At 70.5% G+C, this 23,326-nt stretch carries 21 protein-coding genes and 2 pseudogenes; 12 read left to right on the top strand and 11 right to left on the bottom strand.

What is annotated here, in order from left to right; genetic code table 11:
* Positions 1-4 precede the first annotated feature (4 nt).
* Both B1H19_RS30245 and B1H19_RS30250 read right to left on the bottom strand, forming a co-directional pair.
* Entirely contained in the window at positions 5-1,483 is a 1,479-nt protein-coding gene (locus B1H19_RS30245; protein ID WP_203237262.1) for a Dyp-type peroxidase, read from the bottom strand.
* 665 nt (positions 1,484-2,148) lie between these two features.
* Positions 2,149-3,039: a DMT family transporter gene (locus B1H19_RS30250; RefSeq protein ID WP_237289566.1), complete on the bottom strand. Its 891-nt coding sequence runs from the start codon at positions 3,037-3,039 to the stop codon at positions 2,149-2,151.
* Positions 3,040-3,256: 217 nt separating this feature from the next.
* On the opposite strand from B1H19_RS30250, the gene B1H19_RS30255 reads away from it, so the two are divergent.
* Positions 3,257-4,138 carry a LysR family transcriptional regulator gene (locus B1H19_RS30255; protein ID WP_083107884.1) on the top strand — a complete coding sequence of 294 codons (882 nt, stop codon included), beginning with the start codon at positions 3,257-3,259 and terminating at the stop codon, positions 4,136-4,138.
* A gap of 54 nt (positions 4,139-4,192) precedes the next feature.
* Here the strand turns inward: B1H19_RS30255 and B1H19_RS30260 are convergent, their stop codons facing one another.
* From B1H19_RS30260 to B1H19_RS30295, 8 genes are all read right to left on the bottom strand, one after another.
* Positions 4,193-4,774, bottom strand: coding sequence for an Rv1733c family protein (locus tag B1H19_RS30260; protein WP_237289568.1), 582 nt, complete (start codon positions 4,772-4,774; stop codon positions 4,193-4,195).
* A 169-nt stretch (positions 4,775-4,943) separates the two neighbouring features.
* Positions 4,944-5,243: a DUF1876 domain-containing protein gene (locus B1H19_RS30265; RefSeq protein WP_083107885.1), complete on the bottom strand. Its 300-nt coding sequence runs from the start codon at positions 5,241-5,243 to the stop codon at positions 4,944-4,946.
* A gap of 55 nt (positions 5,244-5,298) precedes the next feature.
* Positions 5,299-6,168: a universal stress protein gene (locus tag B1H19_RS30270; RefSeq protein ID WP_083107886.1), complete on the bottom strand. Its 870-nt coding sequence runs from the start codon at positions 6,166-6,168 to the stop codon at positions 5,299-5,301.
* Between the two features lie 296 nt (positions 6,169-6,464).
* Positions 6,465-7,448, bottom strand: coding sequence for a hypothetical protein (locus tag B1H19_RS30275; protein ID WP_272482240.1), 984 nt, complete (start codon positions 7,446-7,448; stop codon positions 6,465-6,467).
* Positions 7,448-8,722: a VWA domain-containing protein gene (locus tag B1H19_RS30280; RefSeq protein ID WP_083107888.1), complete on the bottom strand. Its 1,275-nt coding sequence runs from the start codon at positions 8,720-8,722 to the stop codon at positions 7,448-7,450. Before B1H19_RS30280 ends, B1H19_RS30275 begins: the two co-directional genes overlap by 1 nt.
* 101 nt (positions 8,723-8,823) lie before the next feature.
* Positions 8,824-9,357 (bottom strand): hypothetical protein, encoded by a 534-nt coding sequence (locus tag B1H19_RS30285; RefSeq protein ID WP_083107889.1) that lies wholly within the window; start codon positions 9,355-9,357, stop codon positions 8,824-8,826.
* Between the two features lie 87 nt (positions 9,358-9,444).
* Positions 9,445-9,783 carry a thioredoxin gene (gene trxA, locus B1H19_RS30290; RefSeq protein ID WP_083107890.1) on the bottom strand — a complete coding sequence of 113 codons (339 nt, stop codon included), beginning with the start codon at positions 9,781-9,783 and terminating at the stop codon, positions 9,445-9,447.
* Positions 9,783-10,223: a MerR family transcriptional regulator gene (locus tag B1H19_RS30295; protein WP_083107891.1), complete on the bottom strand. Its 441-nt coding sequence runs from the start codon at positions 10,221-10,223 to the stop codon at positions 9,783-9,785. The genes trxA and B1H19_RS30295 overlap by 1 nt, the downstream gene beginning before the upstream one ends.
* A gap of 657 nt (positions 10,224-10,880) precedes the next feature.
* On the opposite strand from B1H19_RS30295, the gene B1H19_RS30300 reads away from it, so the two are divergent.
* The 8 genes and pseudogenes from B1H19_RS30300 to B1H19_RS30335 all read left to right on the top strand — a co-directional run.
* On the top strand, positions 10,881-11,909 hold the full coding sequence (locus B1H19_RS30300) for a nitroreductase/quinone reductase family protein (protein WP_083107892.1): 1,029 nt from the start codon (positions 10,881-10,883) through the stop codon (positions 11,907-11,909).
* 176 nt (positions 11,910-12,085) lie between these two features.
* The gene (locus B1H19_RS30305) at positions 12,086-12,472 is read left to right on the top strand and encodes a VOC family protein (RefSeq protein WP_083107893.1); all 387 of its coding nucleotides are present in this window, start codon (positions 12,086-12,088) and stop codon (positions 12,470-12,472) included.
* Positions 12,473-12,805: 333 nt separating this feature from the next.
* Positions 12,806-13,195 (top strand): cell division protein SepF, encoded by a 390-nt coding sequence (locus tag B1H19_RS30310; protein ID WP_083107894.1) that lies wholly within the window; start codon positions 12,806-12,808, stop codon positions 13,193-13,195.
* A 55-nt stretch (positions 13,196-13,250) separates the two neighbouring features.
* Entirely contained in the window at positions 13,251-14,690 is a 1,440-nt protein-coding gene (locus tag B1H19_RS39095) for an AAA family ATPase (protein ID WP_083107895.1), read from the top strand.
* Positions 14,687-15,061, top strand: coding sequence for a nucleotide pyrophosphohydrolase (locus tag B1H19_RS30320; RefSeq protein ID WP_083107896.1), 375 nt, complete (start codon positions 14,687-14,689; stop codon positions 15,059-15,061). Before B1H19_RS39095 ends, B1H19_RS30320 begins: the two co-directional genes overlap by 4 nt.
* 399 nt (positions 15,062-15,460) lie before the next feature.
* Positions 15,461-15,916: a DUF6099 family protein gene (locus tag B1H19_RS30325; protein WP_083107897.1), complete on the top strand. Its 456-nt coding sequence runs from the start codon at positions 15,461-15,463 to the stop codon at positions 15,914-15,916.
* Positions 15,917-16,170: 254 nt separating this feature from the next.
* Positions 16,171-17,094: an LLM class F420-dependent oxidoreductase gene (locus B1H19_RS30330; protein ID WP_083107898.1), complete on the top strand. Its 924-nt coding sequence runs from the start codon at positions 16,171-16,173 to the stop codon at positions 17,092-17,094.
* A gap of 82 nt (positions 17,095-17,176) precedes the next feature.
* A pseudogene (locus tag B1H19_RS30335) lies at positions 17,177-17,719 on the top strand (hypothetical protein); the annotation flags it as partial.
* Positions 17,720-17,741: 22 nt separating this feature from the next.
* On the opposite strand, the pseudogene B1H19_RS30340 reads toward B1H19_RS30335, so the two are convergent.
* Positions 17,742-18,719 (bottom strand): annotated as a pseudogene (locus B1H19_RS30340) (GlxA family transcriptional regulator); the annotation flags it as partial.
* Between the two features lie 95 nt (positions 18,720-18,814).
* On the opposite strand from B1H19_RS30340, the gene B1H19_RS30345 reads away from it, so the two are divergent.
* From B1H19_RS30345 to argF, 3 genes are all read left to right on the top strand, one after another.
* Complete coding sequence (locus B1H19_RS30345) at positions 18,815-20,257, top strand: MFS transporter (RefSeq protein ID WP_083107899.1); 1,443 nt, start codon at positions 18,815-18,817, stop codon at positions 20,255-20,257.
* A gap of 404 nt (positions 20,258-20,661) precedes the next feature.
* Positions 20,662-21,897, top strand: a complete 1,236-nt coding sequence (locus B1H19_RS30350; RefSeq protein ID WP_083107900.1) for an arginine deiminase — start codon at positions 20,662-20,664, stop codon at positions 21,895-21,897.
* A 267-nt stretch (positions 21,898-22,164) separates the two neighbouring features.
* Positions 22,165-23,169 carry an ornithine carbamoyltransferase gene (gene argF / locus B1H19_RS30355; RefSeq protein WP_083107901.1) on the top strand — a complete coding sequence of 335 codons (1,005 nt, stop codon included), beginning with the start codon at positions 22,165-22,167 and terminating at the stop codon, positions 23,167-23,169.
* Positions 23,170-23,326: the final 157 nt, after the last annotated feature.

Below are 23,326 nucleotides of genomic sequence, written 5' to 3' on the forward strand. Positions count from 1 at the left end.
GCGTTCAGCCTTTCCCGTGCAGCGAGGCGTTCGCGGCCAGCCGCCGCAGAGTGGTGACGGAGGGAGTGAAGGCGTAGACGGCACCGGTGGTCTGGACGAACCGGTTCATCGACACGGTGCCTTTCTCACCACTGGCCAGCTCGATGCGCGCGTCCGGATTTCCCGTCTTGGTCAGCCCGGTCAGCTTGTCGATGCCGTTGGGGGCGTCCGCCGCACCGGGCACGAAGTTCGGGTTGTTCGACCAGGCCCGCTGCACGAACTCGAACTGCCGCTCCAGCGAGGTGCCGTAGCACACGAACATCAGACCGCGGTCGGTGTCCGACGTCTGCTCCGTGAACGCGGGCCCGTACGGAATGCCGCGCCGCATGATGCGGTGCTGCTGGGTCTTCTCGAAAAAACGCGGATGCGTCCGGCGGATATGCGCGGCGCACGGGGTGTGCCCGCCCTTCGGGTCGTTCTTGTAGGTGAAGTCGTTGGCACTGGAGCCGACGCCCGTCAGCGGGTTGTCGCCCGGGTCGAGGGGCCTACCGGGCTTCGTACGCCCGACCAGACAGGCACCCAGCAGAGCCGCATCGATACCGTCGCCGTTCCCCTTGAACTTCTTCGCCTCGCGAATCACCGCGTCATTCCAGCCCTTGACGTCCTGCTGCAGTCGGCGCACGACCTGGAGCGAACCGTTGCGGAGCCATTCCGGCTTGGCGATCTTCTTGCCGCTCTCGTCCGGATAGCCGAAGACGAACTCGCCGGCCTCGACCAGCCGGGCCCCTGGCCGGTTCTCCCGAAATTCCGGATGGTCGCGGTCCGGGCGGTGGAAATCCTTCACCCCCGGCTGGGAAATACCGTCCTTGTAGCCGAAGTGCTCATGCCCGCGCAGCTCTCCGGTCAGGGTGCGGCCGTCGTCCTGGTGGACGAGCGTGACCCCGTGCGCCGCATCCGCCGCCTCGATATTGGCGAGCTTCTCGTTGAGCGCGGTTTCGGTGTCTGAGGCGACGATGAGGATCGCGTGTACGGTCTTGTCGCCGGCGCCGAATTTCCAGTGCGCGGGGGCACTCTCGTCGACGTCTCCGAGTTCCGGCGCCCGTGCGGCCGCGCCCTCCACGAATTCAGGGGACTGCTGCTTCAGGTCATCGGTGATTTTCTGGGGCTCGCGGGCGACCTGGAGGAGGCCGTCATAGGTGAGGGAGACCCCCACCCAGGTGGCGGTGAGGGCGGGATCCTGGCCATAGGCCCGGCGGGAGAGCGAAAACTCTTCGTTGAAGTCCTCGACCGTCGCGGTCACCGAGATGGTGTTGAGCATGACGGACAGCCAGCCACGACCGCCGACACCCTTGTCGTCGGGAAAGCGCACATAACGAAAGGCCATGTAGTCCTTGTTGAACGCGGCCAGGACGTTGCCCTGGATTTCCCTGGACCGGCGCAACGGGGGAACGGGCATCTGCTCGAGGTCCGGTACAGCTGTGGGACGCGCGGAGATGGTGGTCACAGATCTTTTCTCCTTGTCGGGAAGCAGTGCGCGCGCAGGCGAATTCCGCTCGGGCGCAGGGGGACTGAGGGGGTGTGGGCTGAGGCGGGAGTGACTGGTGGGGACGGGCGTGGGGGGGGGGAAGTGGGCGTGGGTGATGGACGCGCGGGGACGGGTGGAGGAGGGGCGTGGGGGAGTGGCTTGCGAGCGTGGGCGTTCCGGCCTGGCTCGCGGGGGGCGTGGGCTTTCGGGGGAAGCGCGCAGCGGCAACACCGACGGCACACCAAGGGCCGCCGGTGTACGGCTTGCGGTGTCAGCCCAGCACTGTCCTTGGCCGCCCGCATATGCAACGACGCCAACCGGAGCACCGGGGCTACTCAAACCGGTGAGCCTGGCCTGGTCGGGGTTAGGGCCTGTCCGATGGGTCAGGGTCGGACAGGCCCTAAGAGCCGAAGCGCGTCTGGCCGGTGTCCGCAGGGCCAGAGTCCCTATCGCCACCTACGAGCGCAACTCCATCGCCCGACTGCGCCATACGCCCGCCGAGCACCGCGACGCGCAGCGGCGAGGAAGGCCCGGCCCCAGGACCTCCGGCAGGCCGTTCTCGTCGAGCGCATACCCCGCTCATGGCCCACGAAGAAGCGGTCCGGGAACTCACCCGAGCCACTCCCTGGCGGCGTACTCCGGCCCTACTCGCCCCCGGCCGAGCCCCTCCCTCCCCTCCGGACTCTCCCTCCCCGCCCCGTCCGGCTGCTGTGCCACACGGCCGCGACCACCAGCACACAACCGCCCGCCTGGAGCGGCGTCGGGCGCTCGCCGATGGCGACGCCGAGGGCGAACGCCATCACCGGCTGAAGCAACAACAGCGCCGCGCCCACATTCGGCGCCAGCCTCGGCAGCGCGCCGGTAATCAGCAACCAGGCCAGCACCTGCCCCACAAGGGCGAGCGCGATCAGCCAGCCCCAGGCGGGCCAGCCCGGCCCGAGGTCGACGCCGGTCCACAGCCCGCCCATCACCGCGGCCGCGCCCGCCGCTGCCGCGGTCGACACGCACACCGGAGTCACGGTGTGCCCCAGCCCGCCGCCGAGCCGCATCAGGAACAGATAGCCCGCATACGCCACGCCCGCCGCCGTTCCGAACGTCACCCCGGCCACCGGATGGCTGCCCGGCTCCGGCCGCCCGATCGCCCCGCTCGCCAACGCGACACCGGCCAGCATCAGGGGGGCCATGAACACAAACCGTCGGGACGGCCTCGTCCCCGATACCAGCCATGCCAGCAACGGGAAGACCACCACCTGCACATTCAGCAGAACCGTCGCGACCGAGGCGCCCACATCGAGGACGGCGGCCGCCCAGAACACCATGTCCACGCCCAACAGCACCCCGGCGCAGCCATCCATCAGCAGACGGCGCGCCGGCCGCGCGCCGGCCCGACGCACCTCCCGCCAGGCGAGCGGCACGAGCACGAACAAGGCGAGCGCACACCGCAGAAACGCGGCCGTCCCCGCGTTCGTGCCGGACAGTTTCATGAACACGGCCGACGCCGAGATACAGGCGGATCCCGCGAGGGCCGAAGCCACCGGATTCCCACGCCGGCCGTCCCGTTGCCCACCGTCCTGCGGTCCGCCGCCCGCTGCGCGGGTGCTCCCGCCCTCCCGCGGCCCCCGTACGGACGCCATCTCCCCGGCCGACAACGTCCCCTCCGGCTTCCTTTCCCACGCCATGTCCCCACTGTGCCGCCCCCAACCCAGAACAAAAAGCGACGATTTATCTTCAGTACTCGGTAGCATTTCTCATGTGTTCACTCTCGACCGGCTCCGCGCCCTCGCGGCCGTAGCCGCCCACGGCTCCATCGCACAGGCCGCCCGGAGCATGCATATGACGCCGTCCGGCGTCTCACAGCAACTGGCCAAACTGGAGCGCGAGGCCGGCCACCCGCTCCTGGAGCCGCACGGCCGCAGCGTCCGACTCACCCACGCCGGCCGCATCCTGGCCGACCACGCCGACCGCCTCCTCGCACAACTCGCCGCGGCCCAGGCAGATCTGGCCGACCTCGGCGACGAGGTGCTCGGCCCGCTCCGCATCGGCGGCGTGGGCAGCGCCGTACGCACCCTGCTGCCCGAGGCGCTGGCCGCCCTCGTTGCCGCACATCCCCGGCTCGCCCCCACCGTCGTCGACGGCGAGGCCATCGACCTGCTGCCCCTGCTGCTGAACGGCGAACTCGACCTCCTGCTCATCGAGAGCTGGGCCAACCGCCCGCTGCCCGTCCCCGAGGGCGTCACGCAGCGTCAACTGGTGAGCGAGGCGGTCTACGTCGCCCTGTCCGAACGCCATCCCCTCGCCGACCGCGACACCGTCGACCTCGCCGAGCTCGCGGACACGGTCTGGGCCTGCTGCCCGCCAGGCACCGAGCCCTACGAAGCCCTGGTCCAGTCCCTGCGCGCCCGCGGCGTCGAACCCGACATCCGCTACGCCGTGGCCGAACACCCCACCCAGCTCGCCCTGGTGGCCCGCGGTCTGGCCACCTCCCTCATCCCCGCCATGTCCCGCTACCCCGCTCCGCCCGCCGTACGGTTCCTCCTCACCCATCCACCGCTACGCCGCGACATCCGTGCCGCCTGGCTCACCCGCAGCGAGAGCCCACCCGTGCGGGCCTGCGTCGCAGTGCTCACAGTGTGAGCAAGCCCAACAGGGCCTGAAAGGCCACGACTTGACCAGCCGACTGAAGCCCCCTCACCAGCCCGCCTCGCGGTGCCCCCACTGCGTATCGCCGGCCGCCCATTCCCGTTCCCACAGCGCATAGCGGCGGCGGTCTATCAGCGCCCTGCCGGCCCGTTCCGTGGCGAGCAGCAGCAGGCAGGTGCCGCCCGCCGCGACGGTGCCGACGGCGATGCTCTGGATGCGGGCCTCGCCGTCGGTGACCGGGTTCCGCACCAACACACCGCGCCCGTCGAGCCAGGCCGTGGTCCGGTCGCCGGCCCGCAGATCCGCGGGCACTGTGGTCACTCCCGTACGGGCCGTGCCATCGGCGGCGGTCCAGCGCACCGTGGCATGCACCCGGCCGCCGACGCCGCCCGTGGGATCCGCCCCGATGCGGACCGGGGGATCCTCGGTCACCACGGCCGCGACTCCGTGGCGGGCATGACTCTGCCGGGCGGCGGCGTCGGCCACCGCCTGCCCCGCGGTCACCCCGGCGGCCGGTGCCGCGACCGCTATCAGCAGCGCCGTGACCAGTACCAACCACGCCTGTGCCACATCACAGCCGCGCCACAGCGGGCCGCGCCGGAACCGCGCCAGGAACCTCCCGAGCGGCATCACACACCACCGCCTTCCGCCCGTGTACCGACCGTCGCATGTCAGGGAGGCCGGGCGGAGGGGCCGAACGGCCCTACGGGGGTGGCGACGGGCACCGCCCGTGCGGGGCTGCCAGGCTCGTTCGGCACCGATCCGGCTGTCGGGCGCGGAGGCGAGGCACGCGCATCCATTACGCCATCTCGTTCATCCAGCCGTAGACCTGCCGCGGTCCCGGCTCCGGCGGCGCTGCGCCCGCGTCCGCCATGTCGTTGTCGGCCACGCGTATCAGCTTCGATCCCAGGTCGTGCATCGCGCGCCCGGCCGCCAGCTCGTCCCCGATGGCCGGTACGTCGACGTCCTGGGGATTGCAGCGGGCGACGCCGTGTCCGGTGAGTGCGATGGTGCCGGTGTCCAGCTCCACCCGTGCCTTGGTCGTCCCGTCCTCCTCGGAGAGGTACAGATGAATGTCCCACTCCGCTGTCGTCGCCATGATCTGCCTCCGCTTCCTCCTGCCGCCCGCTCGACAAGACGCCCCCGTGACCCCCTCACTCGTGCGGCACCACCGCCACCGGACAGGGCGCGTGATGCACGGCCGCCTGCACCACATGTCCGATCCGCGCCGCCAGCATCCGGCGCTTGTGCCGCCGTCCGACGATCAGCAGCCCCGCCTCAACGGCATCGCGCAGCAGTGCCGGCGCCGGACTCTCCAGCTCCACCCGCTCCGCCACCCGCACCTCGGGGAACCTCTCCCGCCAGGGCCGCAGTGCCTCGGCCAGCTCCCGCTGCGCGTCCTTGGCCGTCATCTCCGCGACGTACGGCTCCACCCCGCCACCGCGGTTGTACGCATGCGCCGGCAGATGCCGGCCGTGTACGACACGCAGCGTGACACGGCGGCGCGCAGCGCTGTGGAAAGCGAAGTCGAGCAGCGCCTCACAGGGCTCGTGCAGGCTCAGCCCGACCACCACATCGCGGTCGCTCTCGGTTGCCGACGGCTCCTGCCGGTTCCGTACCAGCACGACCGGAGTCTCGGTGTGCGCGACTATCTGCAGCCCGATCTCGCCCAGCACATAGCGCGATACGGCACCAAGATCCCGCGACCCCAGGACCATCAGATCCGACTCCCCGGCGGCCTCCTCCAAAGCCTCCAAGGGGTCCTTGGTCGCCAGGGACTCCTCCAGCGGCAGGTCCGGTTCCTGCGCCCGTACGGCCTCCCGCGCCTCGTTCATGATCCGGTGCGGCCAGTAGTTCTGGTCCCGTTCATCGACGGGGTGCGCTGACGACTCCGGCGCCAGCATCACCCAGGAGTGCAGCAGCCGCAGCCGGGCATTGCGCAGCCGCGCCTCGTGCGCCGCCCACCGCGCCGCGGACAACGACTCGGGCGTACCGTCCAGGCCGACAGTGATGACGTCCTTCATGGATTCGCTCCGTTCCACACCCTCTACCTTGCTCCGCCCCTGCGGGCCGGGCCACTGCGCCCTGCTGTGCCGCCTCGCGGCCGTGAGTGCCGTCGGCTGCGTCGGTTGCGTCTGCTGCGGGTTTCCCGCGTCCTTGTTCATGGGTTCGACGGTAGGTCACCCAGCGATCACGGAGAGATGCAGAAAGTCATCGATCCGCACCCACATATGGAAAGGGAAAAGCCCCTACAAATGTCACCGCGAGCCAATGACGCGATCACGTTTGTAGGGGCACGGCACGACAGCCTGCGCAGGGATCAGTCGCGCTGCGGCACCCGAGCGGGGCGGCCCGAGCCACGGGTCAGGGAGTAGCCGCCGATCCCGGCCAGGGCCGCCAGCAGTCCGCCGACCGCGGTCCAGATCCAGCGGTCCGACCACCAGCCGGAGGACCAACCGCCGTCCGGCGCGGCCGCCGTCACCCGGTCCGGCGATGCGCTCGCCCCGTCCTGCGGCGTCGCCCCGTCGGTGGGTGTCGCCCCTTCCGTGGGCGTCGCGTCGCCCTGCGGCGTCGTGACGCCCGCACCGGGCACGAGGGGTGCGGCGAGCGAACCGTCAACGGCCTGCGCACCGCCTGCGTCGGCGGTATCGGTTCGGACCTCGGCATGCACCGGCAGACCGAGATCCTCTTGCGGAAGATCGACCACCGTCAGGCGCACGTAGTAGCTGCCCGGCAGCGGATCGTTCGCCCACGGCTCCGCCCAGCCGCGGACCGTGCGCAGCGTGCAGGACAGCTCGACGGAGTCCGCGTCCCGCGCCGCCGTCCTGGTCTGCGCCCCGTATTGGCACGCCTGCCGGCGCCGCAGCCCGTCGTAGACATCGAGCTGCCAGGTGGCGGCCCCGTGCCGGGCGGCCTTGGGCAGCGACACCTTGGCCTTCACGGTGGCCCGCTGCCCCTGGTCGAGCGGCACCACCCAGTAGAGGTAGTCACCGGTCGACGCGCTGGCCGTCGCCCGCTGCCCCGGTTTGACGGCGGTCGCCGTACGGAACGACGTCCCGGCTTCGGTGGGCCCGTCGGTACCCGGACTCGCGCTGGAATCCGCGTTCGGGTCCGTGCCGGAATCCGTCGAGGCACTGGGTGAGGGGCTGTCGGCGGCGGACACACCCGCCGCTCCGAACAGCGCGGTGCCCGCCACCAGACAGGACGTCACGGCACGCAGTGCCGGTCCACGCCCCCCACGTGCGGTCCGGCCCGCTGCACGCCGCACCGGTCCACGTCCCGTCAGCACACGCACGATACGCATCAGTTGGTCCTCCAGACGGAAATGCGCCAGCGCGAGATCCAGCCCCACAGCAGCCCGGCGACCAGGCCGGTCAGCACCAGTGCGCCCAGCAGCCACCAGCCGCGTCCCAGGCCGAAGGAGGCCGCGTCGGCGGCGTCGTGCGGCGCGTCCACCAGGTCGACGGCCAGCTCGACGGGCAGACCCGGCTCGGTCTTGACCGAGGCGGGTGCCGAGAAGGAGTTGCTGACCTGCAGGCACACCGTCTCCGCCGCGGGCTCGTCGGCCCCGTCGGGGGCGTCGGCCGGCGGCTTGGGGTAGCGCAGCCCGGAGGAGATCACATCGGTCCGTCCGCTGCCGGCCTCCGACCCCCGCACGATTTCCCGGCCGTGGACCGTCGCGGCCTGCAACAGCACCCCGTAGTCGTTGTTGACCGCACGGTCCGCGGCCACGCTCACCGACGCCCGCAGTTCCTGTCCGGGCCGGACATCCACCCGGTACCAGCGGTGCTCGGCGAACTTCTCCCGGTCGCTGTAGAGACCGGGCGTGAGCTTGGGCGCACCGTCACACTGCTGTGCTCCCTTGGTCGCCACCGGGGTGACGACCGGATGGGCGGCTCTGTCCACCAACTGATGGACGCGGTCGCGCAGTTCACCGGTGTGCTTCACCGAGGTGTACGTGCCGCCGGTGGCTTCCGCGATGCAGCTGAGCTGGTTACGCGTTTTGGCGTCCGGCAGCAGGCCGAGTGTGTCGACGGTGAGATGGATGCCCCGCGCCGCGATATCGCGCGCCACCACGCAGGGGTCGAGCGGGGCGCAGGTGTCCTCGCCGTCCGTGATCAGCACGATCCGGCGGGCCTGGTTGCCGCCCTTGAGGTCATCGGCGGCACCCAGCAGGGCCGGGCCGATCGGCGTCCAGCCGGTCGGGGCGAGCGTCGCCACCGCCGTCTTGGCGTCGGTCCGGTCGAGCGGGCCGACCGGGTAGAGCAGCTTGGTGTCCTTGCAGCCGAGCTTGCGGTCGTCACCGCGGTAGTTGGCGCCGAGCGTACGGATGCCGAGCTGTACGTCGTGTGGTACGGCATCCAGCACCTCGTTGAACGCCTGCTTCGCCGCGGACATCCGCGACTGTCCGTCGATGTCGCGGGCTCGCATCGAGCCGCTGACGTCGAGCACCAACTCGACCTTGGGGGTGGGCTTTGCGTCGGGTTCGTCCGCGACGGCTTGTGCCGGCAGGAGCCCGACGGCCAGGGCGGCGAGCAGCCCGCACACCCCGGCCGCCAGCCGTTTTCTTATGATCATCGCCGGATCGTAGTGAGGATTCGCCCGGACACCAAAACTGCCTGTTTGTGAAAGTTTTTGCGGCCGCGGTGGCGCGATGGGACCACCCCGAGGGGCGGCGCTCACTCCAGCTGATGGGCGGCTCGGGCCGCGTCCACAAAGTCTTCCAGCGCTTTCCAGAAAGGGCTGAAAGCGTCATCGAACGCAACAGGGCTGTCGCGATCACCGTCGAGAGCGGCCTTGAGGGCTGCGTGGAAAGGCCCGGTCGCCTTTTGCACGGCCAGCGCCGCGGCGGCCGCCCCGGGTGGGCCCTCCAGCTCGACCACGCGGGCGCAGCGGCGGATCTTCGCGTACTCGGAGATCTGGCGGTCGTACAGCACGCCGAGGGCGGCGGTGCGTTCCTCGGAGTGGGGGAGGCGGAGCGTGGTCGATATCTCCCAGAACAACTCGCCCATGAGGTGGGTGCGTTCGATCAGATCCAGATAGGCCGCACGCCGGCTCTCCCGCAGCCGCTCGGCACGCTGTGAACGTGCGGCGGTCTCCGCCTGGATCCGGGCAGCCTGGGTACTGCCACGGCTGGTGACCCAACTGGCGAGTACCGCGGTACCCCCGGTCAGCGCCGCGATCGCCACCGTCCATATCGTGCTGTCCCCCACACGGCGTCACAATACCCAGGCTCCCCGGAAGAGGGACCGTCAGGGCGCCCGCCCGCCGCCCCTGCTCATGGCGGCCCACAGCCCGCGTCACATCACGTCGGCAAGATCTTGCTGCAATCGCCGCTTCGGGCGCGCACCCACCAGCGACTTCACCGGCTCGCCCTTGCGAAAGACCATCAGCGTCGGCATCGACAGCACGCCGTAGGCACGCTGGGTCAGAGGATTGCTGTCCACGTCAATCTGAACGATCTTGAGTCGACCCGCCTCCTCCCTGGCCATCTCCGCCAGCACCGGCTTGATCATCCGGCACGGCGGGCACCAGCCGGCGGTGAAGTCGACCAGCACGGGCAGTTCGGACCGCAGGACCTCCTCGTCGAATGTCGCGTCCGTAACGATCGGCACATCGGTGCTGTATGTCTGCGGCATCAGCTCTCCTGCTGGGTGGGTACGGACGCGGCCGGTCCGCCGAGGGAGGACAGCTCGCAGAGCGGCGCCGGTATCGCAGTGGTTCCTGACTCCGCCTCCGCCCGCCCCAACTGCCGCTGCAGCGAATCCCGTACGTGCTGAAGGTCTGCGATGCAGCGGTCCAGCTCCGCGAGCTTCCTGCGATACGCATCGAGGGATGCGGGGCAGGCGTCTCCCGTCGGATGTCCCGCCTGGAGACACTCCACGAACGGCCGGGTGTCCTCCAGCTCGAACCCCAGGCCCTGCAGCACCTGGATCTGCCGCAGCACCCGCAGATCGTCCTCGCCGTAGTCGCGATAGCCGTTGCCGTCACGCCCAGCGGTGAGCAGTCCCCGCGACTCGTAATAGCGCAAGGCGCGTGTCGTGGTCCCCGTCCGCTGCGCCAGATCGCCGATCCGCATCTACGAGCCTCCCCGCGTCGGTCCATGGCCGGTCCTGATGGACAAGTTGCCATGGACGGTAGACCTTGACGCCGACGTCAAGGCCAGGCAGCGACGCAGGTCGGAGTGGTGATGCCGCAAGGCTCCACGTTGACAGACGGCGTGCCGGTGACTGTAATGAGCCGCGTGGCGCGTGACGCCGACCAAAGAGAAGTGGGCCGGTCGGTGATTGGGCGACCACCGTATTTCGAGGGACACGCCATGAGTTCATACTCCGCATCCCGCCTTTGAGGAATCAGCGCTCTGCACTCAGTGCTCAGCACTCAACAACTACGTCTGGGCACGCCGCATCTGAGCGAGCTGCCGTCACCGCGTAGATGCACCTGAGTAGCTGCATATGACGCGAGTGCGTCCGCGCGTCGTCCCTTTGATCCTTGGTGTCCGACATCACCGGTGCCCGACGGCACGGGTGGAGCCACTGCCATGGGTGCATGCCATCACCGCACACCTGGCCGCGCCCTCAACGCGCGATGGTTCACCCTGCCGCTGACCGGCGCTCGACCACCCGCTTCCGGACGAAGGGCCCCGCGGCCACCGCACGCTGCGCACCGCCTCTCTCACCACGAGCGCGCCGCGCACCACGCCGTAATCAACCTGTCCGGAGAGAACCGCCACCGCATGACGAACGCACCGAACACGCCCACCACACCCACCAAGCCCACCACACCCAAAACAGCCAACACACCCGACAAGTCAAACCCCTCAACCCCCACCCCCCTCGACTTCAACCAGTGGGTCATCGAGCAGTTCCGCGCCAACGAGGGAAGGGTCGGCGGCCCCTTCGAGGGCGGTGATCTGCTCCTGCTCACCACCACCGGTGCGAAATCGGGGGAGGAACACACCACGCCCCTGGCCTACTTCCGCGAGGGCGATCTGCTGCTGATCGTCGGATCCGCCGGTGGCGCACCCCAGCACCCCGCGTGGTACCACAACCTGCTTGCCCACCCGATGGTCCGGGTGGAGGTCGGCACCGAAGTGTTTGCGGCCATTGCGGTGCCTGCCGAGGGCGACCGGCGGGACCGGCTGTTCGAGCAGGTGGTGCGGGCAGCACCCGGATACGCGGACTACCAGCGCCGTACGACCCGCAGCCTGCCGGTCGTGACCCTGCGACGCTCGGAGCCGGAGGAGGGCGAGGGGCCGCGCGAGGTCACCAACCTCGCGGAGAAGCTCCTCGAGGTCCATTCCTGGCTGCGTGTGCAACTGCACCAGGTACGGGAGGAAGCCGACGCCCACTTCGCCGCACGGGCCGCCCACCAGGGACCCGGCGCCCCGCCGGCACCGGGGCTGAGCATGCAACTGCGGCAGCACTGCCTGGCGTTCTGCGAGTCCCTGGAGTTCCATCACACCGGCGAGGACGCGCACATCTTCCCCGCCCTCGAGCGCCGTCACCCCCACCTCCGCGACGCGCTCCGCCGCCTCCGCGCCGAACACCGCACCGTCGCACGTATCAAGGGCGAACTCCACGCCCTGCTCTCCGACATCGCCACCGCCGACCCCGCCCGTTTCCGCGCCGAACTGGACCGGATGACCGAGGAACTGCGGGCCCACCTCGACTTTGAGGAGGAGGCGCTCATCCCCGTACTGGCCGACATCCCCTTCCCGCCGACGGCGCCCGTACGGGAAGCGGCCGACGGCGCCACCGCCTGACAGGCCCGCTTACCAGGAGGCGGCACCGGTCACGCCCGCCCGGTGCCGCCTCCCCGCCCCCAGGGGCCGATTCCCAGCGGACCGGCCGGACCGGCGAGGATGGACACGGCAGCCGCCACCCGAGTGGCCGCAAACGGGCAAGCACCCCCACGCCTCCAAGAAAGGACCACCCTCACATGCGAGTCAAGGACTTCGATCACCTCGTCCTCAACGTTCAGGACCTGGAGCGCTCACTGGACTTCTACTGCGGCCCGCTCGGTCTGGAGCCGGTACGAGTGGCGGAGTGGCGGGCCGGCAAAGCCCCGTTCCCGTCGGTTCGGGTGAGCCCGACGACCATCATCGACCTGGTCGACCGACCCCGCGGCGAGTCCAATGTGGACCACATCTGCCTGGTCGTGGATCCGCTGGACTGGCAGGAGGTCATCGACTCGGGCACGTTCACGGTGCTGGAGGGGCCGGTCACCCGGTACGGCGCCCGGGGTGACGCACAGTCGGTCTACGTCGCCGACCCCGATGGCAACACCGTGGAGCTGCGCTGGTACCCGCAGGACGCCGCGCAGTAGGACCGCCGATGGCGCCCGGCGGCCTGGTGGGGGGTGCGGCCCGGAGAATGCCCGCACCCTTCGCAACGGCCGCCACAGGGGTGGACCGTAACGGTGAACGACCCGCCCCGCAGAAACGCGACGCCCGATCTGCCAAGGGTGTCCGCACAGGTCAGGGCCATGGTGCAGGATGGGACAGGGAGGTGACGCCACGTGTGTCGCATCCGCCGAGGTTTATATGTTTATCGGTAGGATTCGCGCGGTGCAGACACCGCAGAAATCGCAGACACGGCAGAAATCGCAGATGCCGCAGGAACCGCAGAAAGCCAGTGCCCCTCTGAGTGAGGTGATTCGGTGAACGGCCCCGATGCCACCGACGAGCAGTGGGAAGGGCTCGCCGAGGTCGTCCCGCTCCGCAGCAGCAGCGAGTGGCCGTCCTGGCCCGACCACCGCGCGCTCCCGGACGACGAACCGGCCGAGGAGAAGCGGCGTTTCATGGTGATCCGCGTGCAGACCTTCGCGGACGCGCGCGAGGTCGCCGAGTACCTCATGGCGCAGATTCCGGTCCTGCTGGACCTCAGCAGCGCCGACACCGACGTCGCCAAGCGCATTCTCGACTTTTCCAGCGGCGTCGTCTTCGGGCTCGGCAGCGGCATGCACCGCGTCGACACCAATGTCTTCTTGCTTGCGCCCCTCGGTACGGAGGTTGCCGAACCGGTCACCGGGGCCGTCCCTCATTCGTAGGAAGAGCTGTTGGGCGTAACGGTTCTCCGTACCGGTCGCTGCATAGCGTCCCCGTGTGAATACATACAGTGTGCGTCCGGCGGTCACCGAATTACGGCTCTCCGCTTTCAAGATCCATCGTGGTGTCACCCTGCCGATCGGCCCGCTGACCCTGCTGGCCGGTGAGAGCGGCAGCGGCAAGTCCAGCGCGTTGCAGGCGTACGAGATCCTCTCCCGGCTCGGCAGTGGGGAGCCGTTGGCGCACGCTGTCGGGAAGGTGGCGGGCGGCCCGGAGGCATGCATTCCGGCGGGCGCGCGAGCCGACGAACAGGGTCGACGCGGCTTCCGTATCGGCTGCACGGTCGACGGTCCGGTCGGCCTCGTCCACCTGGATCTCGCCGTACAGGCCGAACCCGAACTCCGCATCGTCGGCGAGCGGTTGACCGGCGGCGGCGAGACGCTGCTCACCACGGCGCTCACCGATCCCGCCCGCCGCGCCGTACAGGCGGCCTGGCATACGGCCGGCGCGACACCGGTGACCCGCGCACCGCTGCCCGACGACCGGTTGGCCACCTCGCTGCTGCCGCTGCGCGTCGCGGGCAAGACTGCCGGGCAGCGGCTGGTCCTGGCCGCTGCGGAGCAGGTCGTGGTCGCGCTGCGGTCGGTCTTCGCCTGCGATCCCCGGCCCGAGGTCATGCGGGCGGCGGGGCGGGGAGGCGCTCCGGGGTCCGAGGCGACCGAGACGGTGAAGGTGTCCAAGGCGGCCAGGACCGCGAAGGCGGCGGGCGCGGCTACTCGGGGGCGGTCGGCCGTCCGGCCCGGTGCGGCCGGTGGCTGGGGGCGGGACGAGGAGGCCGACGAAGGCAGACTGCGGTCGTCGTGCGAGAACCTCCCTGCGGTGCTGGAGCGTACGAGCCGCGAGTGCACCCGGCGGCATGCGCTCCTGGTGGCGGTGGTACGGGATGCGTGTGCGGGGCCGGTTGACGGGCTGCATGCGGTGCCCCGGGAGGTGAAGCCCGCCGCAGGAGCGGCCGCCACCGGGGTCGTGCCCGGGGACGGCGCGGAGCGGACCGAACCGGGGGCGTCGGCTGCGGCGTGGGGTGACGGTGGCACGGGCCAGTGCGGCGTGGCGACGCGTACGGTCCGTGGCGCGGTCAGAGCGTCGCCTGCCACGGACGGGATGCGGGCCGTGGTCGACCGGGGTGCCCTGGGCATGATGCCCGTCGAGCAGCTCGGCGACGGTGAACTGCGGTTTCTCGCGCTGGCGCTGGTGCTGTTGACGGGGCCCGGAGTGCTGGAGATGGACCCGGCGGGGGAGATTCCGTCGGCCTGCCAGCAGCTGACGGTCATGGCGGACGGTCTCGACCGCTGCCTGGACCGCCGACAGGCGCGCGAACTGCTGTCGCTGGCGGTACGGATGACCGAACGCGGTCATGTCCGGCTGCTGGGGGCGGTACGGGATCCGTCGGTCGCCGAGGGGCTGCCCGGTGTGCAGGTGCTACATCTAGGGGTATGAGTGACGATCTTCATGCCCTCCAGCGGCGGCTGGCCGAGTTCGCGGCCGCCCGCGACTGGCAGCAGTACCACACCCCCAAGAACCTCGCCGCGGCGCTGAGCGTCGAGGCCGCCGAACTCGTCGAGATCTTCCAGTGGTTGACCCCGGAGGAATCGTCGACGGTGATGTCCGATCCGGAGGCGGCCGGCCGGGTCGAGGACGAGGTCGCGGATGTGCTGGCGTATCTGCTGCAGTTCTGTGAGGCGCTGGGGATCGATGCGCTGACCGCGCTCGCCGCAAAGATCGAGCGCAATGAGGCGCGCTTCCCGCCGGCCCGCCGGGCCCGGCCGGACCGGCCGCGGGGGAGCGAGGGGCGGGGAGGAGGGGAATAGGGGCCGGCGCGGCCGACTCCCTCTTCCCCTCCCTTCGCCCTTCCCTCCCTCGTCGTCTTCGCTCCCTCCCCTTTCGCCTTTCCCTCCCGTCCCTCTCTCACCATCGCGTGCTGGAACGCGAGCAACGAGTTTGACGTTGTCCAGGGAGGCAGGAGTGTCGTCGAAGTTTCAAGTGCCCCGTGGTGGCAGTGTTGTTGGCGGTAGCAGGGTGACACCCGTGGGGGACGAACGGGGATCGGCGTACCGTTCATCACTCTATGGAGTCATGGATCTTTCCACAGCGCCTTGCTTGTCCACAGATTTGCGAAATCCTCTGGCGTTTTTGGGTGTTCACCCTCACTCTGGGTAGTGGAAAGAGTGCAGGGCGAAGGCGAGGGATGAGGAAGGGAGGGGGCGCGGATGGATGCGGTGCGGATCATCGCGGCCAGCCGGCGCGGTCTGGCGCAGGCGAGCACGGTTCAGGACGTGGTGGTCGAGGCATGGCAGGCGCAAGCCTTGGCGGAAGCCATAGGCAGCCATCTCGCGATAGTGGGGCCGTACGAGCTGCGCTCCAGGGCCCGGGGGCTGGGCGACGCGGGCGGGCGGTTCAGCGGGGGACTGCTCTTCCAGGCGCCGGCCGTCGGCGGGCTGCGCGCGGCGCAGCTGACCGAAGTACGCGATGTCAAAATCGCATTGACCGGCCTGGCCCGGCTACTGCAGGAGGTCTGCGAGGCATTGGTGGGTGTGGTGTGTTCGGCCGATGAGGAGGGGATGTACTGGACTTGCGTCGAGGCCATGGACACGGCCGATGAGTCGCGGGATCACGTGTCCGGGATATTGGAGAAGCTGGAGGCGCGTGAACGGAATCTCGCCTGACGTGGGACGGGAGTGCCCGGATCCCGTGGATCACTTCGACAGGGGACGCTCTGCCTGACGCCTGCCACCACGCCTGAGGCGGCCCCGCCCGCTTCCCCGCCACCGCAGCCGCCACGACCGCCACCCAGCCATTGCGCCCGCCCCGAGCACCGGCATCACCGCAGCCCGCAGCCCATGGCGGCCGCAGATGACCCGACCTGGTGCATCGAACCGCCCAGACGGTTGGTCCGCCGTCGAGTGTGCAGGATGGAGGTATGGACCTACGAATCTTCACAGAGCCCCAGCAGGGGGCTTCGTACGGCACCCTTCTTACCGTCGCCAAAGCCACCGAAGACCTCGGATTCGACGCGTTCTTCCGGTCGGATCACTACCTGCGGATGGGCAGCACCGACGGGCTGCCCGGCCCGACGGACGCCTGGATCACCCTGGCCGGCCTGGCCCGTGAGACCCGGCGCATCCGCCTCGGCACACTGATGACGGCGGGCACCTTCCGCTTCCCGGGGGTGCTGGCCATCCAGGTGGCGCAGGTCGACCAGATGTCCGGTGGCCGGGTCGAGCTCGGCCTCGGTGCGGGGTGGTTCGAGGAAGAGCACAGGGCGTACGGCATTCCGTTCCCCAAGGAGAAGTTCGCGCGCCTGGAAGAGCAGTTGGCAATCATCACCGGCCTGTGGGCCACCGAGGAAGGAAAGGAGTTCTCCTACGACGGCAGGCACTACCAGCTGGAGAGGTCGCCCGCACTGCCCAAGCCCGCCCAGCGCAAGGTGCCGGTGCTGATCGGCGGGCACGGTGCGACGCGTACCCCGCGGCTGGCGGCGCAGTACGCCGACGAGTTCAACATCCCCTTCGCCTCGCTCGAGGACAGTGAGCGCCAGTTCGGACGGGTGCGCGCGGCCGCCGAAGCCGCCGGGCGCAAGGGCGATGACCTGGTGTATTCCAATGCCCTTGTCGCCTGTGTCGGCAAGGACGATGCCGAGGTGGCGCGGCGTGCCGCGGCCATCGGACGGGAGGTGGAGGAACTGAAGGCCAACGGCCTCGCGGGCTCGCCCGCCGAGGTCGTCGACAAGATCGGACGGTACGCCGCGCTCGGCACGTCGCGGATCTATCTGCAGATCCTGGACCTCGACGACCTGGATCACCTGGAGCTGATCTCCTCGCAGGTGCAGTCGCAGCTGGGGTGAGGCCGGTCTCCGGGCGTTCCCGGGGGCGGGCGCCGCCGGAAAACCGGTGGGGCCGCGGAGCGGGGGACGCGATACTCAGTCGCGGGCCGGGCTGTCGGCGGATCTGGAGACCGACTGGCTGCTGCTGGACTCCGAGTTGATGCCGTGGTCCCTCAAGGCGGCCGGTCTGCTGCGCAGACAGTACGCGGCCGTCGGTGCGGCTTCCGGGGCGGTGTTCCCGGGGGCGCTCGGGGCTGTCGAGGCGGCCGCCGCCCGCGGTGTCGAGGTGACGGAGCTGCTCGGCCGGCAAGCGGGAGCGGGCGTCGGATGCCGCCGCGTTCACGGAGGCATACCGGCGCTACTGCTGGCGCGACGGCGCGGCCCGGCCCAGCTGTAGCGATGAGCTGGCGGGCATCCGGCTCGCCCCGTTCCAGATCTATATGGGCCCGAGTACACCCGCCCGGAGAACCTGCGGCGGCTGCGCGTCCGCCACCTGGGCCACAAGCGCTCGCTCGCGCTGCGCGAGTACGCGCTCGGCCTGGAGGCCCTCGACCGGCTGGCCGACGGCGAACCGCTGTGGCGCGTCCACGAGGCGGTCTTCGCGGTCCTCGCCCTGGAGTCCGAGCCGGTGGACCCGCGGCTGTAGCGAGTCGGCCGGGCCGCAGGAGGGGTCCGTTACGCCGCCGGGCCCGTCCGTTCGGCTCGTAGGACCGGCGGTAGTCGACCGGTGGTACGCCCATCGCGCGGGTGAAGTGCCGGCGGAGATTGGCGGCGGTCCCCAGGCCGCTGATCTCCGCCACCCGCTCCACCGCGAGATCGCTGCCCTCGAGCAATTCGCGGGCGCGGGCGATGCGCTGGGCCTGCAACCACTGCATCGGAGTGGTGCCCGTGGCCGCATGGAAGCGGCGGACCAGGGTGCGCGGGCTGGTGTTCGCCTGACGGGCGAGGTCGGCGACGGTGAGCGGCTGCCGCAGCCGTTCGGCGGCCCAGTGCAGCAGGGGGGCGAGGGAGTCGTCACGGCGCTCGGGCACCGGCGTCTCGATGTACTGGGCCTGGCCGCCGGGCCGGTGCGCGGGGGCGACCAGCTGGCGGGCGCGGGAGTTGGCGATCTCGGTGCCGAAGTCCTTGCGTATCAGGTGCAGACAGACGTCGATGGAGGCGGTGGCGCCCGCTCCGGTGAGCACATCGCCGTGATCGACGTACAGGACCGCCGGGTCCACGGTGACCGCCGGATAGCGTTCGGCGAGCAGATCGGCGTACATCCAGTGCGTGGCCGCCGTCCGGCCGTCGAGAAGTCCGGTCGCAGCCAGGGTGAAGGCGCCCGAGCAGAGGGAGACCAGTCGCGCCCCGCGCCGGTGGGCCTCGCGCAGCGCCGCCACGAGGACGGCCGGCGGATCGCCGTGCACATCGGAGGAGGCCGGTACGAGAACGGTGTCGGCATCGATCAACTCCTTGACACCGTACGGGGTGTGGGTGGTGAACCACGACTGCGCGCGGGGCGCCTCGCCGTCCGTGCCGATCGCGCAGACCCGCAGGTCGTACCAGTCCGGGGGAGTGTCCATCCGGTCCCTGCCGAAGATGTGGCAGGGGATGGCGAGTTCGAAGAACGGCATGCCGTGGGTGGCGGCGACGGCGAGGGTGGGCATACGGCGAGTATGCCAGGACAAGTGGCAGTAATGTAGCGGGTGTTGTCAGAACTGCCACTCGTGATGGCGGTGCGCGGCGACCAGGCTTTATCGCCATGACCACTTCTCTTTCCGGACGTCGCCGCACGGGTGCGTCCGCGGACGCCGGTGCCCGCGGTGGCGTGTCCGATGCGCCGGACCCGCGACGCTGGCTGATTCTCACCATCGCCTCCGCCGCGCAGTTCCTGGCCGTACTCGATCTGATCGCCGTCACCATCGCCTTCCCGGCGATCGGACGGGACTTCGCGCCGGCGCCCGCCGCCGCGCTGTCCTGGGTGCTGAACGGCTACACCGTGGTGCTCGCCGCGCTGCTCGTACCGGCCGGCCGGATCGCCGACGAGGTCGGCCGGCGGCGCAGCTTCCTGATCGGCATGGTGCTCTTCGGCGCGGCCTCGGCGGCCTGCGGCGCGGCACCCACGCTGACGCTGCTGATCGCGGCCCGGGTGCTCCAGGGCATGGCGGCCGCCGTCCTGATCCCCACGTCCCTCTCCCTCGCGCTGCCCGCCTTTCCGCCGCACGAGCGGGCGAGCGCGGTCGGCGCCTGGACGGCGGTCAGCGCCGTTGCGGCCAGCTCGGGCCCGGTGCTCGGCGGCCTGCTCGCCGCCTCCGACTGGCGGCTGGTCTTCTTGGTCAACGTGCCCGTGGTGCTGGTCGCGGTCGCCGCGGGCGTCCGGCTGCTGCCCCGCACCCCGCGCGGCGAACGGCATGCGCTCGACCTGCCGGGGACCGCGCTGGTGCTGCTGTGCATCGGCGCCCTGGTGACCGCATGCGTCCAGGCCCCCGAATGGGGCTACGGCGCGCCGGCCACGCTTGTCACCCTCGCCGTCGGCGGACTGGCGGGAGCGCTGGGCGTACGCCATGTCCGCCGGGCCGCCGAGCCCGTCGTCGACCCGGGGCTCTTCCGTACGCCCGGCTTCACCGCCGCCACGCTCGGTCTGCTCGGCTACTTCGTGGCGTATGCGGCCATGATGCTGGGCGCGACCCTGCTGTTCACCGAGGTCTGGCACTACTCGGTCCGTACGGCCGGGCTCGCGCTGGCCCCGTGGCCGCTGACCGTGCTGGTGGTGTCGGCGCTCTCGGGCCGGATCGTGGCGGCGCTCGGGGAGCGGCTGACGGGGGTGATCGGGGCGCTGTCCTTCGTGGCCGCCGACCTGTGGTGGGTGGTCGCGGCGGACGGCAGCGGGGGCGGCACCGGGTACGCGGCGCACTTCCTGCCCGGTCTGATGCTCGCGGGCCTCGGCACCGGGCTCTACCAGCCGGTGATGTTCGCGGCCGCGGGACTGCTGCCGGCCCGCCAACTGTCGCTCGGATCGGGCGTGCTGATGGTGTCGCGGCAAGGGGGCACGGCGCTGGGGGTGGCCGTACTGATCGCCGTGACGTGCGGCCAACAGGCGCCGGGAATGGGGGAGTTGAGGGTCGGGTGGCTGGTGGCGGCGGCGATGTCGGTGGTGGCCGTGGGGGCGGCGTTGCGAGTGGGAGGGGGCGGGCGGGGCCGGTGAGGAGGTGGGCGGGGCGGGGGCGTCGACGGGGCTTGGGGGATGGCTGCGGGGGCGGGGTGGGCTGTGGCTCGTCGGGCCGGGTGCGGGTCCGACTCCTCGGATGCGGGCCCCACTCCTAAGCCTCCCCAGAAGGTGCGGCCGCGACGGACGGGCGGTCCCTGAGAAAACCCGGAGCGGCCCCTGAGGAGACCCGGAGCGGTCCCTGAGAGAACCCGGAGCGCTCCCTGAGAAGTCTCGGAGCAGTCACTGAGTGGCCCCTGAGTGGCCCCTGAGTGGCCCCTGAGAGGACCCCGGAATACCTGTCCCCTTCACAGGCGCCCTCCGCCCCCCCCCGTCACCCCCCAACATCGGCCGACATCGTCCCGAAAGGTTCCCAGGGGCCGTGGAGCGGCCAAGATGGGGAGATGGGATTCCATGTCGACTCCGAGGCCGGGCGGCTGCGCCGGGTCATTTTGCATCGCCCTGATCTGGAGCTGAAGCGGCTCACTCCGTCGAACAAGGACGCCTTGCTCTTCGACGACGTGCTGTGGGTGCGCCGGGCGCGGGCCGAGCACGACGGGTTCGCCGATGTGCTGCGGGACCGGGGCGTGGCCGTCCACCTCTTCGGGGATCTGCTGGCCGAGAGCCTGGAGATCCCCGAGGCGCGGAGGCTGGTCCTGGACCGGGTCTTCGACGAGAAGGAGTACGGGCCGCTGGCCACCGACCACCTGCGGACGGCCTTCGACGAACTGCCCGTGTCCGAACTCGCCGAGGCGCTGGTGGGCGGCATGACCAAACGGGAGTTCCTGGAACGGCACCCAGAGCCGATCTCCGTCCGCTTCCACGTCATGGAGATGGACGACTTCCTGCTCGATCCGCTGCCCAACCACCTCTTCACCCGCGACACCTCCGCCTGGATCTACGACGGCGTCTCGATCAACTCCATGCGCTGGCCCGCCCGGCAGCGCGAAACCGTGCACTACGAGGCGATCTACCGCCACCACCCGCTCTTCCGCAGCGAGAACTTCCACGTCTGGTCCGAGGGGCAGGCGGACTACCCCTCGACGATCGAGGGCGGCGACGTCCTGGTGCTGGGCAGCGGGGCGGTCCTGATCGGCATGAGCGAGCGGACCACCCCGCAGGCGGTGGAACTCCTGGCGCGCGGGCTGTTCGCGGCGGGTTCCGCGCGCACGATCGTGGCCCTCGACATGCCCAAGCGGCGGGCCTTCATGCACCTGGACACCGTCATGACCATGATCGACGGCGACACCTTCACGCAGTACGCGGGCCTGGGCATGCTCCGCTCGTACACCATCGAGGCCGGCTCCGGCGAGCAGGACCTCAAGGTCACCGACCATCCGCCGGAGCATATGCACCGCGCCATAGCGGCCGCCCTGGGGCTGGACGACATCCGGGTGCTGACGCCGACCCAGGACGTGCACTCCGCGCAGCGCGAGCAGTGGGACGACGGCTGCAATGTGCTGGCGGTCGAGCCGGGCGTGGTCGTGGCGTACGAGCGGAACGTCACGACCAACACGTTCCTGCGGAAGCGCGGCATCGAGGTGATCACCATCCCCGGGAGCGAGCTGGGACGGGGACGGGGCGGGCCGCGGTGCATGAGCTGCCCGGTGACGCGGGAGGCGGTACCGGGGGTGGGGTGACGGGAGCACGGGGCGCACGGACGTAGAGACTTGCGGGCTGAGCGGGCTGAGCGGGCTGAGCGGGCTGAGCGGGCTGACGGCGCGCGGGCCCGCCGGTGACGGACCCACCGGCCGGGGGGCGCCCCGGTGGCGGGGCCCCGGGAATCGGGGTACGCAGGGAGGGCGCGGACCGGGTGGACCGGGCGGGCGTATAGAGATACGTATGCTCGTATATAATTCCACGGTCCGAGTCCGTCCACCCCGATTGCCGCGAACCAGGAGTCCACCATGGCGATAGACCTCACCGGCCGCCACTTCCTCAAGGAGCTGGACTTCAGCGCCGAGGAATTCCGCCGGCTGATCGACCTCGCGGCCGAACTCAAGGCCGCGAAGCGCGCCGGGACCGAGATTCCCCGCCTGAAGGGCCGCAACATCGCCCTGATCTTCGAGAAGACCTCGACCAGGACCCGCTGCTCCTTCGAGGTCGCGGCCGCCGACCAGGGTGCCTCGACCACCTATCTCGACCCCTCCGGTTCGCAGATCGGGCACAAGGAGTCGGTCAAGGACACCGCCCGGGTGCTGGGCCGGATGTTCGACGGCATCGAATTCCGCGGCAGCGGCCAGGCGGACGTCGAGGAACTCGCCGCGCACGCCGGGGTCCCGGTCTTCAACGGCCTGACCGACGACTGGCACCCCACCCAGATGCTCGCCGACGTCCTGACCATGGTCGAGCACGGCCAGGGCCGCCCCCTGGAGGAGACCGCCTTCGCCTACCTCGGCGACGCCCGCAACAACATGGGCAACTCCTACCTGGTCACCGGCGCCCTGCTCGGCATGGACGTACGGATCGTGGCGCCGAAGCAGCTGTGGCCCGAGGAGGCGGTCATCGCCCAGGCGCGGCAGCTCGCCGAGGGGAGCGGCGCCCGGATCACGCTCACCGAGGACGTCGCCGAGGGGGTGCGCGGTGCGGACTTCGTCGCCACGGACGTCTGGGTCTCCATGGGGGAGCCCAAGGAGGTCTGGGACGAGCGGATCGCGCTGCTCGCCCCGTACGCCGTCACCATGGACGTCCTGCGCGCCACCGGGAAGCCGGAGGTGAAGTTCCTCCACTGCCTGCCCGCGTACCACGACCTGGGCACGGCGGTCGGCCGGGAGATCCACGCGCGGCACGGGCTGGAGTCGCTGGAGGTCACCGACGAGGTCTTCGAGTCCGCGCACTCCGTCGTCTTCGACGAGGCGGAGAACCGGATGCACACGATCAAGGCCGTGCTGGTGGCGACGCTCGCCGACTGAGGCCGGGGTGCACTCTCGGCGCCACCTGCATAGCCATACGCCTCAACGGGCGATCATGCAGTTCCTGCGGTTACCATCGAGCCGCTCACGGGGTTCGGACCCACCGGTCCGGACCCCGATCCGTGCGTGGCCCACCCCGCCGCGCGCATCGCACCAC

Source organism: Streptomyces gilvosporeus (assembly GCF_002082195.1).
In the GTDB taxonomy this organism is placed as follows: Bacteria; Actinomycetota; Actinomycetes; order Streptomycetales; family Streptomycetaceae; genus Streptomyces; species Streptomyces gilvosporeus.